The sequence below is a fragment of the Paenibacillus sp. J31R34 genome, assembly GCF_059383715.1.
This window is the reverse complement of sequence record NZ_JBXENU010000003.1, coordinates 522,996-536,449: the sequence shown is the minus strand read 5'-3', so window position 1 is coordinate 536,449 and position 13,454 is coordinate 522,996. Positions and strand designations below refer to the sequence as shown.

At 47.8% G+C, this 13,454-nt stretch carries 15 protein-coding genes; all 15 read right to left on the bottom strand.

The features are described 5' to 3' along the window. The 15 genes from AC50YG_RS11850 to AC50YG_RS11780 all read right to left on the bottom strand — a co-directional run bounded on the left by AC50YG_RS11850 (window position 1) and on the right by AC50YG_RS11780 (window position 13,241). On the bottom strand, window positions 1-201 hold the full coding sequence (locus AC50YG_RS11850) for a tail protein X (RefSeq protein WP_494826995.1): 201 nt from the start codon (window positions 199-201) through the stop codon (window positions 1-3). Next, complete coding sequence (locus AC50YG_RS11845) at window positions 198-2,915, bottom strand: phage tail tape measure protein (RefSeq protein ID WP_494826993.1); 2,718 nt, start codon at window positions 2,913-2,915, stop codon at window positions 198-200. The genes AC50YG_RS11850 and AC50YG_RS11845 overlap by 4 nt, the downstream gene beginning before the upstream one ends. A gap of 161 nt (window positions 2,916-3,076) precedes the next feature. Next, complete coding sequence (locus AC50YG_RS11840) at window positions 3,077-3,397, bottom strand: phage tail assembly protein (protein WP_494826992.1); 321 nt, start codon at window positions 3,395-3,397, stop codon at window positions 3,077-3,079. Between the two features lie 22 nt (window positions 3,398-3,419). After that, the gene (locus tag AC50YG_RS11835) at window positions 3,420-3,941 is read right to left on the bottom strand and encodes a phage major tail tube protein (protein ID WP_494826990.1); all 522 of its coding nucleotides are present in this window, start codon (window positions 3,939-3,941) and stop codon (window positions 3,420-3,422) included. A gap of 11 nt (window positions 3,942-3,952) precedes the next feature. Further along, on the bottom strand, window positions 3,953-5,389 hold the full coding sequence (locus tag AC50YG_RS11830; protein WP_494826988.1) for a phage tail sheath family protein: 1,437 nt from the start codon (window positions 5,387-5,389) through the stop codon (window positions 3,953-3,955). Then, window positions 5,379-5,645, bottom strand: coding sequence for a hypothetical protein (locus tag AC50YG_RS11825; protein WP_494826987.1), 267 nt, complete (start codon window positions 5,643-5,645; stop codon window positions 5,379-5,381). The genes AC50YG_RS11830 and AC50YG_RS11825 overlap by 11 nt, the downstream gene beginning before the upstream one ends. After that, window positions 5,642-6,076 carry a hypothetical protein gene (locus AC50YG_RS11820; protein ID WP_494826985.1) on the bottom strand — a complete coding sequence of 145 codons (435 nt, stop codon included), beginning with the start codon at window positions 6,074-6,076 and terminating at the stop codon, window positions 5,642-5,644. Before AC50YG_RS11820 ends, AC50YG_RS11825 begins: the two co-directional genes overlap by 4 nt. Then, window positions 6,073-6,642, bottom strand: a complete 570-nt coding sequence (locus AC50YG_RS11815) for a phage tail protein (protein ID WP_494826983.1) — start codon at window positions 6,640-6,642, stop codon at window positions 6,073-6,075. The genes AC50YG_RS11820 and AC50YG_RS11815 overlap by 4 nt, the downstream gene beginning before the upstream one ends. Continuing rightward, on the bottom strand, window positions 6,639-6,953 hold the full coding sequence (locus tag AC50YG_RS11810) for a head-tail joining protein (protein WP_494826982.1): 315 nt from the start codon (window positions 6,951-6,953) through the stop codon (window positions 6,639-6,641). The genes AC50YG_RS11815 and AC50YG_RS11810 overlap by 4 nt, the downstream gene beginning before the upstream one ends. Continuing rightward, entirely contained in the window at window positions 6,946-7,197 is a 252-nt protein-coding gene (locus AC50YG_RS11805) for a hypothetical protein (RefSeq protein ID WP_494826980.1), read from the bottom strand. The genes AC50YG_RS11810 and AC50YG_RS11805 overlap by 8 nt, the downstream gene beginning before the upstream one ends. Next, the gene (locus AC50YG_RS11800; RefSeq protein WP_494826978.1) at window positions 7,197-9,179 is read right to left on the bottom strand and encodes a prohead protease/major capsid protein fusion protein; all 1,983 of its coding nucleotides are present in this window, start codon (window positions 9,177-9,179) and stop codon (window positions 7,197-7,199) included. Before AC50YG_RS11800 ends, AC50YG_RS11805 begins: the two co-directional genes overlap by 1 nt. Next, entirely contained in the window at window positions 9,172-10,695 is a 1,524-nt protein-coding gene (locus AC50YG_RS11795) for a phage portal protein (protein ID WP_494826977.1), read from the bottom strand. The genes AC50YG_RS11800 and AC50YG_RS11795 overlap by 8 nt, the downstream gene beginning before the upstream one ends. Next, window positions 10,695-10,922: a DUF6148 family protein gene (locus AC50YG_RS11790; RefSeq protein WP_494826976.1), complete on the bottom strand. Its 228-nt coding sequence runs from the start codon at window positions 10,920-10,922 to the stop codon at window positions 10,695-10,697. The genes AC50YG_RS11795 and AC50YG_RS11790 overlap by 1 nt, the downstream gene beginning before the upstream one ends. After that, window positions 10,919-12,733, bottom strand: coding sequence for a phage terminase large subunit family protein (locus AC50YG_RS11785; protein ID WP_494826973.1), 1,815 nt, complete (start codon window positions 12,731-12,733; stop codon window positions 10,919-10,921). The genes AC50YG_RS11790 and AC50YG_RS11785 overlap by 4 nt, the downstream gene beginning before the upstream one ends. Next, window positions 12,717-13,241, bottom strand: coding sequence for a DUF1441 family protein (locus tag AC50YG_RS11780; RefSeq protein ID WP_494826972.1), 525 nt, complete (start codon window positions 13,239-13,241; stop codon window positions 12,717-12,719). The genes AC50YG_RS11785 and AC50YG_RS11780 overlap by 17 nt, the downstream gene beginning before the upstream one ends. Window positions 13,242-13,454 lie beyond the last annotated feature (213 nt).

The following is a 13,454-nucleotide window of genomic DNA, read 5'->3' as shown; positions in this document are numbered from 1 at the left end:
TTACACCTGCTTCCATGGAGGTAAGTGTAATGCCGTTGTATCCGGAGTAACCGGCACATTCAAGACATTCCCCGCACCAAAAATGACGGTTTCCAGATGAGCCGGATTCGCCTGCATTAACAATGTCATATAGGACTCCTGCCCATATAGGTTATAAGCGACAATATCCCATGTATCGCCCTGGACAGTCGTATAGGTCATGCGAAACTCACTCTCCCTTGATCAGCAATTATCCGAGCGATTTGCCGCGCAAAATCCCGTTGTTGCTCTTTGAGGAGATTTTCGACTTGCGATAGCACATCAGGGCTCGCACCAGGAGCATTAACAACAGGTGCGTAGTTGATTTGATACTGATTTACTGCTCCCGCTCCTCGTCCCATTAATTCATTGGCTTGATCCAGCAAAGCATGAGATCGGGGCTTATTGTTCAATGGAATCGCCATTTCGGGTCCAGCTTCCCCGAAAATGGAGGCTTGTGTCGCTATCCCGCCATCAGCATACTCTTCCAATGCTGGTCCGTGAATGCCTGCTACTACTCCCGATCCTGAAGGAGCTTTCCCGATTTGCTGCCAAACGACCTGTAAATTGATCTTTTTGTCCGTTGGTAGTTCATCGACTTGGGCATTGAGTTTAGCAATTTGTGCAATGGCGCTGTCAAACCGCGTTTTCTCGGCATCCGAAGCTTTTTTGTATTTTCCCGCCATTTCATCAATTGCGCCGCCCAGTTCCTGCTCAATCATTCGCACTTGCAAATCATAATAGCTGCCTATACTAGCTTCCGCATTCGCAATATCCGCCTCTAAGCCAGCTATTTTCTCATGACTTACATCAAAGGACTTCTGGAAATCTGACATGTCAAAATGCAAGGCTGCCCAGTTGTTCCCGTATATTTTCCCGGTAGTCTCTTCAATCTTATTTGATAGCTCATTTAATTCAGTCATTTGATCATCAAAGCTGAGCCCGCTGGAAATGATCCTTTGATGTTCGTTTACATATTCCAAATAGTCACGGTAGGATTTTTTCGCTGATTCATACGCTGCCTCTTGCTCTTGCAGTTGTGTAGTAGCGTCGTCAAGCGTGCTTTGCAATTGAGGAAACTTTCCTTCTGCCTCAAGTGCAGCATGCTCAAGTTCGCGTTTACTCATTTCTTCGCGTGTTTGGTTGATATCTTCAACCAAGCCTAGTTGCTCCCGAAATTTGCTGTTTTTAGAGCCTTCCGCAGACAAAATATCAGGATTCATTTCAATAAGCTCTTGTTCTACGATTTTCAGCTTCCTGCGAGCTTCCGTTAACTGGTTTGATGGTGTTTTCGCATCCGATATTTTCGCTGTCAAGCGATCATACTCGGTAACTAACTCTTTTGTCTTTCTGCTGGCAGCTTCTACTTCATCGTAGTTAGAGTAGGCTTCTTCTAGCGCATCACCCATGTTCAGCAATTCTTCACGCGCTTCTTTTTGGTGTTTTTTATAGGCTAATACCCCGGCTGTCAGCAGCGCGACTCCAGTAACAGCAATGCCCACTGGATTCGTGAGCATCCCTAACGCCCTTCCAAGACCGCCAATAGCTCCAGCAGCCCCGCTTGCCCCAGCTGCAGTACCAATTAACGCTAAGCTGCGCACAATTTTAATAGTGTTCGTCACCAGCAGCGTGGCCGGTACTCCAAGAGCAATGACTTTCAGCAGTTGGCTATTATCACGTAACCAACCTGCCAGGCCTTCTAAGGCTGGCATAAGGTCTTCGGCAATTGGTATGACCACATCCGTCATCAACCCACGTCCGATTTTCTGAAATTGCTTTGTAATGGTATCGTATTTAACCATGGCTATCTCTTCCATGGTCTGTTTGGTCATGTCGAATTGGCTTTCTGCAGATAGCATCGCCTTGAGAACCCGCGCTTCCAAATCCTCCGCCTGTGTACCAAATAGTTGAATAGCAGCAGCGTTCGCAGTTGCTGGGTCCTTAATCGCTTTTATGGCTTTAGCCGCTTCCAAAAATGCCTTTTGCGCTGACTGCCCCCCAGCTGCGAATTGCTTAGTCATCTCCTCTCCATTAAGGCCGAGTGTTTTATAAGCCTCCATCGTCCCCGCAGAAGCGTCCTTCGCTCGAATGCCGAACTCTTTGATTCCGTCACCGACCTTATCTAGATTAAATGCTCCTGCTTCCATGCCCGCAGCAAAAATGTCAAACATTCCTTCAGCTGAGAAACCTAATTGCGCAAAATACCCGCTATACTCATTAGCGGTATCAATAAGCTCGTCAGATTTGTTCAGTCCCTTTTGCGCACCCTGTGCAAGTAAGTTATAGGCTTGTTGGGATGTGATGCCAAAATTCCGCATCATGGTATCGGCTGCTTTAATGCTTTGGCTTATTTCTTCTCCAAAAACATCCCTGAAGGCAATTGCCATCTCGGATGTTTTTTCCATCTCCTCACCGGCTTGTCCTGTTACCTGCTTGACGGTTGCCATCGCATTTGCCACATCATCGAATCCTTCACCGTAACCTCCTCTATAGATTTCCTTGGATATATCATTCATTTGTTCCATTTCATCCACGGTCATCCCAGTTGACACCTTCAATTGAGCCATTGCGTCTGATTGATCGACGACAGTTCCGACGATATTTTGAAGAGACGCTCCGGCAGCGTCAATTAATGCAAAGGCTCCCGTGTATTCAGCTGCACGCCGCAGCACATCGCTGAAACTTCCGGCCGATTCTCGAAGAGCATCCAGCGAATTGTCCGCTTGATCCGCGTCCCTTCGAAGATCGTCTAAATCCCCGCGTCGGTTCATTTCCCTCAGCGCACGCTCTATCTCCTGAATATTCCGTTCAGCGCTCCCCATTGTTTGCCTGAACGAGCTATCCATAAGCCCGTTCAGACGAAACGCAATATCATATTCCCTGCTACGCCCCGCCATAGGTTACCTCCCTTCCTTTGGCTTGTTTTTCATGTTTTGTACCCGATCCGTCCATTCCGAAAGTTCACTCAATGGCATTTCGAGAAAAAACGGGATAGGGGTATGGGTAAGCATAGCAAGAGCAGTGACGTTATCCATAATGTCACTGCTCTCCGTTACCTCTATAGAAGCAAAAAATTTTGGGCCCTCAGTGTCAGACGGGTAAAGTCTTTCCCGGATAGCGCTTTGATAAGATCAACGTGTACGCCTGCCGCCTTCGCCACAACGTAAGCTTGGTATTCTTTGTTCATTTCAGGCGCCCATGTGCTAGGTTGCTTCGTTTCTGCTCTATACTGCCTGCCGATTGTGATAATGTCGTTTCCTGACATTCGATCAAAATCAACATTCAGCTCCGACACGCTTTTCCCCTCGAAGTCTATCGGTCGATGCAAGATATAAACCTCATTTTCTTTTTCTAATTGCTCATTTTGCTCGTTGTCCATCGTTTAAAACTCCCTTCATATTTTAAAATCCGAGATTGGCTTTTGTTGCCGCCAGATAATCATGACCGTTGACCTTATGAATATAGTTGTATTTGTCAATCTCAAGCATTTCTTTATTGTCCAGCATCACTTTAATATAACTCACGCTGAAAGTATTGCTGGTGTCCATCGTAGCCGATGGCTCTAAGTTTCCTAGCGAAAGACTTAACGGCCGAACTCGCATGCTAATTTTAAATGGCACTTCCAAATATTCATTTTGCACCGGATCGAACATTTGAATTGATGCTCTTAAATCCAATGCATGGACTTTCGGTGCCAAAAGCTCAGCCGCCAACCTTTCAATCGTTCGCCAGTTCAGCGTTAATGTCATTGCTCCGGTTTGCCCAGGGGCTGGCGCCTCTGTCTCACCACTAATTCCCCCACCCTTGATAGTCTCTACCAAGTACGTGATTTCGGGTAGCGTTGCTGTAGCTGTGCCGCAATAGTCTGTGGCATTCAAAAAGCATGAATAGTCAATAACCCGTTCTGATCTAATTACGCTCATTGTTATACCCCCTAAGCTGCTAATGCAGCCAAATATGTCGTGTCGTATTCCAACACAAATGAAATTTCCTGAGCTGGGCCAGGTGGCGTGAAATACAAGTGAAATTTGATTTTTCCCGCCATCAGGTCTGTAATAGGATTTTCAGACTCCAAAAACTCCACTCTCCCCCCTAAAAGCGCCCCTGCTGCCGTCAATCCATTCAGCCAAATATTGATAGAGTCGGTCACAGCTGCGATCAGCCTTTTATTCATAGCATCGTCTACTTTTTGCATGTAAGTCAGAATCAAACTGTTACCGATCCAGTTGAACATGCGCCGAATGGAAAGGAAGCTTTCTTTTGGGTCCGTAACGGCCGGAAATGCCCCGGTGTTGTTGCCCCATGACTTCCAGCCGCTAGTGCCCAGGTTAACAGCCGTCATAATGCCAAGGCTGTTAAGATAGGTGGCTTGGTCCATGCCCAAGTATAGGGGGGTGCCATCTCCAAGCACGGTTCCATCTGCTTGCAAGGACTTATTAGAAGGCGATGCAAACGGGACGCCTCCGTTAGCTGTATCCGTTGCCGCAATTAGTCCAGCTAACTGAGATGAATAATGAAAACGCCTGCTGCCAAGCGACAGCATTGGATAAAGGGGCGCTTGTAATGAGCCCGTGTAATTGTTGTCCGATTTCCACTCCCCCGCATCAGCATAGCTTTGCATAGGGTCAAGGTCAGTCAAGGCGAACGCCTTGAAATTTCCGTTAATATTACTAGCCTTGGCCTTCATGACGGCTGCTACCTCTGGCAGATGGGACCAGCCCGGTGCCGCCAACAGGTCCGGCAGCACGCCAAAACGTGGGAATGCCTGATTAATGAGCTCAAACCCTGTATAATTGCCTTCAGCTGTCACGCCTCCGATAATGTCAAATGCGTCAACAGCTTCAGGATTTAGCGTGTCATAACCGATTAGGAGCTGTGTTGCATTGGCTGGTATCGCTCCCTTTGTGGTAATAATCACGTATCCGTCGTCATTATGTGCCGCTGTATAGTCCGTATCCTTGATATAGGTCGTAGTGCCGTCTGCTGACTTGACTGTCAAGGTGGGCAAAATTACACCGTCTACTTCAACTGTCACCACCCTGCTGCTGACAGCTACTGTAGCAGGCGCAACCGTCGTTTTGTGTGTATCCGGGTCCAATACATTAACGATCATGATTGGTGACATGCCATATAGCACAAAATGGGAGTAGATCGCTTCACAAAGGGTGTAATCCGCCCAGTTTTCAGAATATCCGAGCGCCGCAACTGCCTCACCATACGTAAAGGCGAGCACCGGGGTATTTACTGCCGCATTTGTCGCTAGGTGTACGGGAGCAGTACCGACCACAAACGGAATACCGCTAGTCGCTTGCGTAGGAGCAAGCACTGATGTTGGCCGTTCACTTAACGTAACGCCGTGTTTAAATGCCATTTTCTACAACTCCTTTCAAGAGACGCTGATAAACTACGTTTTCCGCTGTTCCCTTTTGCTCAATGCGTGCCTGTACGTCAGCCATAGCACTGATCGGCACAAGCAATTCCTTCACGTCCGGTTGTTGCTCCAGTAGCCGGGCAATATGCACCGGCACTTCCCGGAATACAGTCGCATGCAACAAACGACCGCCTTGCAAGTTTGGCCCCAAGTAAATGCTTGGGCTTTCTTTGGGCAGAGACGTTTTTTTCTTCATAATCCCTGTACCTCCTGTCTAATTTGTGGCAATGTCCAAGTCGTAAGCGCCTGACAAATCCATTGTGGTTCCGGCTGATCTTCTAAAAAGGTCCATTTCCAATCAGACTCAATTCGATATTTCTTGTCAACAATCCGTTGCCGCATCAGTAATATGCGTACACGCTCCATCAGGTTCAACACGTCGATAAAACCAGTGTCATCCTCGGACTGCGTACCAAAGATCAATTTAACCGTCACCTTGTTCTCCTCATTGGCACTATTGCCGTCCATCGGACGCACAATAATTAAAGGGAACACCTCTTCATCTCGGTTTTCATTGGTTTTGCTTGGTAGCGCGCCTAGATGTACGTTCGGTATCGCTGAAGCATCATCAGATAACGCCGATTCCAAGAAATCTTTCAGTGCCATCATTAACAGAACAGGCGTCATGATGCACCTCCATTCATCCGTCGACTTAATTCATGTTCCATCCGCTTATCCATTTCTGTTACGGCCACATCCTCCAGATGCTTCGAAATCTCCGGATTATTGAGCATGACTGGCACACCTGGCCCGTATAGCTCTTGCACCGGCAGCCTCTTTTTGGCGCTACGCCGGAATACACCAATATGGCCGCTCCTCATTCGGGCAAGGAACGCCCCCTCTACCTTCTTGTTGCTGCCTGTCCGCTTGACCGATGCCCGTAAAAAGCGCGGCCGCTTGGCTGCAATGGATTTCGGATTGGTTCGGAATTTAAATAAGGGAATGTTCCCGTTTTTCCACCGTAATTCACTGCTTAAATCACTAACACTACCACGACGTAAAACAACCTGGCTGGTTACGGCTTTAGCCTGGACAATATACGTTTCCCGAACCTTCCGTCCAGCTTCTGTTTTCAGGCGCTGCGATGTGCGATTAAGCGCGGAATAGAAAGATTTACGCACCATGTTATCCATCAATCCGATGCGTCTAAGTACACTTCGGATTTCCTGTGCTTCAGCTCGTACATTAATCATGTGACATTCGCCTCCAGCCATATTGTCAACATGCCCATGTCATCCCCTACCCGGTCTACGCGATAACGGTCTCCATTAATGCGTAGCCATTGGTTTTGCGCTGGCACTCGGCCCATTTCCGCAGCGCTGACAAAAAGCACATGCGTAACGAGTGATACCCCCTCGGCATAAGCCAAGGGGGTCTTACTATCTATAACCTGATCGAGTACAGCTGTTATCTGTCGACCATCAATATCAATCGGATCGGCGAACTCCTCAACATTCAAGAAGCACGCCAAGTCTTGATCGACAAAATCTTTAAAATTACCCATTCCGGCGTCCTCGGCCGGGTGGCTGGGTTCCTTCTCCTGCTTTATCCTGACCAGACTGTTGACCCATGTCTCCGGCTGGGTCCTTAGCGCTTTGCTGTTCTTCTTGTGTTTCTTCCACTAATTCTTCAATATTCCCCGATTGTTGGAGCTGCTGAATCAAATCCATGGGGAGCTTGCCGCGCACATCTTCCCCAATAGAATACAATCTACCTGCATAATTAAGGGGCTGCTTGAGTTTCAACATTACCCTTCACCTCCAGCAGCACCCGCATTTTTATGCATTCCCCGGCTATCCAAAAGGGTAACGCCGTAGTCGAAGAAGATCCGGAAATCAATACCAAGACGATCAAAGGAAATATCCGTCTCCAGCGTAGGTTCCTCTTGACCGCGAAGATAGGTTACCTCTACTGTATCAGCGATATTAGGATCAGCCGCAAGATACCATGCCGTTGTAGAATATTGATCTAACTCAGCATCTACGACTACCTCATAAGAATTTCTAAAAATGTTAACTACCCCACTGTGCGCTCCTTCAGGATCGGCCTCGGAACGCATGTATTGAACAGCATCTGTCTCTAAAGCTGCTGGGGCAAGCAAGAATCGAGGAGCGATATTCAACGTCGTTTCCCCGCGTTGCCCCTTCTGGGTACGCATCATGCGTCTCCCTTCACTCATCGTTGTCGTGCCAATCCTTCCTGGTGTTCCCAAGTTGCCGTGATCAGCCCCGAATAGGTTTTTCCCATCAAAAATAAGTGGATTTGCAGCTAGCATTTGATAAACCAACTTATTAATGCCCCGCTTCGCAGCAATTACATATGCCGATGGCACCCGCGAAAGCATGCTCAAATCGTCATTAATGAACGCCTCACGGGTGAATCCCCAGCGTTTAGCGTATGTGAGCACCGCTTTTGTGACTTTCTCATCCCTCATGGCCGCATCGTATGGAATCAGTCCATTCTGTGGCGTGAGTTCTAGATTGCCTGCCTCTGATATCCGGTAATGCTCTGCTGCTTTAAAATCCGAATTGGAGCCGCGCCCTGTCCAATATTGGAAGGTAGTAGGCGCTTCACGATAAGCCTGCGACAATGTTTTATTAGCTGCATTGGAGATAATCCCTTGGAAAGTACTGTCTGGACTAAGTGCGCGTTTCAATAGCTCCTCATCCCGCAATAAATGTGCGCCCGTTTCACCAACACGAATTAAGCATTCGACAGCTAAATCTCGCAAGCGCAAGCCGCGCAGCTCCAGCGCTCCCGGCGCTGGCTTATCCACGGTACGGGCTGCACGAAGCAAAAGACCGTCTGTAGCCGCCGCCCTAAACTTGTCCTGTTCTTCAGCTCCTACCTGCACCGTTGAACGTTGAGGAGCCATATTTTCGATTTGCTTTTGTAAAATGGCATCTTTCACTTTGTCTACCGTGCTTCCATCTTCAATATAAGGCGTTGCATCCAAGCCGAAATTACGGCAAAGCGTATTGATCTCCGTAACACGCGAACGCTCTGCAGTGGCAGCTTGTTGTGCAGCCTGTACGGGGTCTATAGATGGTGGAGCTGCTGCTCGCTCACCTGTGGTTACTGGCTGTGCGCCTCCACCTGTACCCCCGCCCGTATCCGGAGCATGCATCAAACCTTGTGCAGCTAAAGCCAGCCTTTTCAATCCATTCATACCTTCATCCTCGCCTTCATTATGATAACTACGTCCCACGCCTACAGATGGATCAGCCGGAGTGGGCTCGATACTGATTTCAAACGGTTGCCATTTCAGTGCCACATAAGCAGGCCCGGTATGTCTACCATTAGCCGATGTCTTCCCCGCCTTGACTTCTTCCCAAGAGGATACGGCATAGCCTACAGACACCCCCTTGATAATGCCCTTTTTAACTTTTTGGAAAACCTTATCGCTATCCTCATCATCGTCAAATTGAACCAACGCCCTCGCTTTACGCTCTGCGCCATCAAGCCACACCTTTTGAATGACACCAATCGGCATTCTCCCATAATTGGCATCACGACCATGCGCAAATAACAAAACCCCGACATCGGTTAACCTACTCAGGTCAATCGCTTCGGGGTCATGGCTAAGAATTTCATTACCAAAATAACGTTCATAAGGTGCTTCTGATGAAAAAGATAGTTCAGCTGTTCGACTGTCCTCGTTGACGCTGTCACGGCTGAAGGTTATCGTTCGAGACAACTGCTCACTAGACGGTGCTGATGTTCTATTCAATATTGTCGGAATCCTCGTCTGATTCTTCCTCATCTGGTTCCTCTTCCTCAATCGTTTCCTCTCCTTTCCCTGATTTTTCGCCAATCAATTCATTGATTAAGTTGATTTCCGCAGCCCGTTGCACAACCACGTCCCGCCAATCCTCACCCCTCTCCGCGCAGATGCGAGCAAGTGTATCTTGATTGGACTCAAGCGCTGTTTTATTGGCATCGGCTTCTTTTTTTGGATCAATCCACGTACTGCCTGGTGGCACCCATACGTGAGACGTGTATTTTTTTCTATCCTGAGCATAACCAGGCAAGCTCAACTGTTTCGAAAGAAACATTGACTCTAAAAACTCCAAGTAAACAGGACGCAGCACACGTTCAATCAGCATTTTTTGCAGCTTCTTGTAAAGCTTGCGATCCTCTATTAATCCTTGTCGAGCAGACGAGTAGTTAACTTGGGACAAGTCCCTTGAAACCGCCTCATAACTTAAACCAATTCCAGCAGAAGTCATTCGAACAAGTGTTGTAATAAACTCCTTGGAATTCGATGCTTGCCCAGCAGGTATGACCGTTTGAACCTCATCACCCGGGTTTAGTTCACCAATCATGCCAGGCGATAGCGATACACCATTATAATCAATGGGCGCTGAATCTCCCGTACCACGTATACCGCGACCGATTCCCCCTTGTGGGACGTCTTTCTTGATAAATACGGCCATACATGCCAGCACACGTTCTTTAATGGATATCGCCTCAATAAACTGATTGGCGTCTTTAATTCGCGGAAGCGCTGTAACGAGCTGCGATACCTCTCTAATTTGCAACGGGCTTGTTTTCTTGAAAAGAAAAATAACATCTTTAGCTGGAACGCGAACCGTTTCGACAGGATCGGTGAAATATCCATCCGATGAGCGTTTGAAGTGATAAGCAATCGGACGATTGTACTCGTCGATCTCTACGCCCTCCACAATCCGCTTCCCTTCTCCTGCTTGAACCATTGTATTTAGCTCATCTACCGAACGAACCTGCAATTTGAACGGGAATTCGCTATTCGGCACATAGACTTTGACAATTAGGATACCTCCGTCCACAACATAACGCCGAATAATCATTTCCGTAATTTCTTCAAGTGATTGCGTCGCTGTAATATCAATATTTTCAGCCTTGCAATATTCTTTCCACAGCGATTCAATCCGCTGATTCAACTCACCCGCTTCATTCCCCGGCAAATCGTGGGGAATTTTTGCCTGAAGCATAATACCGGTACCCGCTACATTACGATCAAACGCCTGCAAAATACCAGCCGCAATGTCGCTGTTATGCTCCAAATCCTGTGCTCGTGCCCGAATAAGTCCGCGTTCAGCTTGTTTCCGTTGCTCATTTGGCGTTGCTGACGGGTTCCATCCTTGATTAAGCCGTCCTCTACTGCCTGCATCAAAGACACTCATACCATTACGCCATGCCAGCCTTTTATATGCCCAGCGTGGGCTTACGGCCGCAATAGAACGATCTATCCAATTCAGTTTCATCACCTCCCTTCAAAGTAGGCTAAACGGAACATTCCTCCACCATTTTCAAGCGAGTTGATTTCTTTTTCCAAACGGTTTTGCTCTTCGTAGAGCTTCCCGAGATCAGGTCGCTTAATGCTCCGCGAACCGATTCGGTACTCTTGCGCACCGCCTAGTATCGCGCTAATTGCTTTCCTGACTTCTGCAAGCTGCTCGCGAAGCAACGTCAAGCGTTCCTCACTTGTCATAACCAAGAGCCTCCCTTGTTAACCCATGATTTTTTCTCCATCGGCTTCATATCTTCTGACTTTTTTTCGGAAACAGGAGTTTCATAACGCATATAACGAATACCCATGCAATCAGCTGCAAATGCCGCATACACTTCACAATCCAAAAAGTGATTATCCGCATGCGATGTTTTAGGACGCCAAACTTCCACGTCCCGCTTCCCGCGCTTCTCAATAACCTTCTCCTCAGCCGTCACCTGCTCGGCGTATTCCATGTCGCAATCGATGTATACAAACCATCCGCCCGGCTCATCCTCCTTCCGAACAATACGGTTAGCAATAAAATCTTTGTAATATTCACCATATACCAAGTAGAGAGATATACCGTACATCCCTCTTTCCTCCCTATCGATTTTGGTTAACCGATATTTTGTCGGCAGCTCATTAGAGGAGCCTTTAACGGCAACCGCCCATTCCGAATTTTGAGTACAGAATGTATACGTATCATCCGCATTGTATCCGGAGTCAATCGCACAAAGATTAACGAAATATTCCGTCCCATCCCGCGCCATATAGGAAATGTTCATCACATCTTCAATTTGAGTCCAAGTTTCCAATTCGCCATGCCGGATATTCGAACTCGTCATTCCCTCACCCCATGCACGAATGGTGTAATAAAATCTGTCCTTTTGGACATCGACACCCGCTGTTAACAATAAGGTTCGATCTGGCACAACGCCTTCCTCATAGCCGCTGACTTTTTCCAACACCTTGTCACTGTTCATTTTGACTTGCGTGTTTTCCCACGGCTCGGCCAGCCAGCTATTAATAAAGTTCATCAGCTCTTCTGGCGATTTTTTCGACGTCAAGAACTCATAGGCCACATCGCCAAACCGCACCCATGGACTGTATATAGCATTGAGGTGGAAGCCTGTCTTCGTTCCAACCTTCTTATTGCCCTGCTTATCCATCCATACGCCATTACGCAGCATATAAGGCTTGTGTACATCGCGAATTGGTGAAGCGCAGTTCTCACACTCGTAGTAGGCTGTCGCCCTTACTTCCTCGCGTGGTAGCGACTTATCAAACTTGATGTGCTTCAGATTGAATATTTGAAGCTGTCCACAATGAGGACACGGCACATAATAATGAAGCTGTACGTCGACGCTTTCCCACGCTTGCCATATTGGCCCGCTTTTCAAAGTAGGCGTTGAAGTTTGCATGATCTTCTTGTTGGATGCAAATGTTTTCGTCCGTTCTCGGGCAAGCGAACGGGGATCGGCTTCTTTCCCTGCACTTTTCGGGTATTTGTCGACCTCATCCATAAACAAATAACGAATGGCACGGCTTGAAAGCGAAGCTGGACTATTTGCCCCCGCGATAACTGCATACATGCCGTTGAATTGCAGCTCAAGAACCTTGCTCTCATCTTCCTTAAATCGTTCAGCCAGCGTCGGGCTGAGCTGGAGCATCGGTTGAAGCCTGTTTTTTGAAACGTGCTCAGCGAGTTCCAGCATTGGATAAACGACAAGCGTGGGGCCGGGGTCTTGAGCTACCACGTAACCGAACATATTATTCAAACTTTCCGTTCCTCCGACCTGCGTCGGCTTTACAAAAACAATCTCCTCAATCCTCGGATCAGTGAAAGCATCCATGATTCCCCGCAAATAAGGCGTGCGATCTGTCGACCATGGTCCCGGCTCCGCTGACGTCTTCGAGTCGAGTATCCTATGACGATCCGACCATTCCGATACCGTCAATTTCTCGGGTGGTCGAAGTACGTCTAGGGCATCCGTTATCCAATTCGGCCAATCGTTATTTTTTTGCATCATAAACGCCCCGTACCGAAAGTTGAAGCAGCGCCTCATTGGTCGTATCTGAAATAGATTGTTCGATTATCCTGACTTGATCGGGTTCGACATACGGGGAAACTTCCATAGCTATCCTTCGGCTATATCCAGACATCGAACGCTTGAGCACAACAAAAAAACGCTGGAGCTCGCTCACAACGTAATCACGATTTATATATTCACCTTTACTGACGGCATTCTTGAGCGTGGCCGCATCGGCCTGCTGCTCCTTCAGCTTCGCCTCGTAAAAAAGCTTTTGCTGTGATAAGGTCATTTCTTCCTCGGACTCCGGCTCTTTCTTCACGCCTCTGTTCTCCATGACCCAATGCAGGGTGGATTTCAGTTCATACCAGCCATTCGCCTTTTTGGGCATCCCCGCCTTGACCCATTGTGCAACTGTATTACGGTGTACAGACAGCACTTCGCATAGCGCAGATGTGTTGATACACAAGGCTTCGTCGATTATTTTAGTACCCGTTTTTGCACTCATTCCGCCCCCTCCTTTTGCACATTGCACTATGTGCAAATTTATTTAAACTCAGCCAAATATCGGGCTCACGCGCACCCGCACCCGACCTACCCCCTGGGAGGGACCCAAAGCCCAAAAAGCTCGGAAGCCTTGCCCTGTCTGGGCTCAGCCCATCTAACTGCCATTAAGGGGCCTTTCAGCCCTTCTGAGTTTCACATATCTTATAAAGTGTTA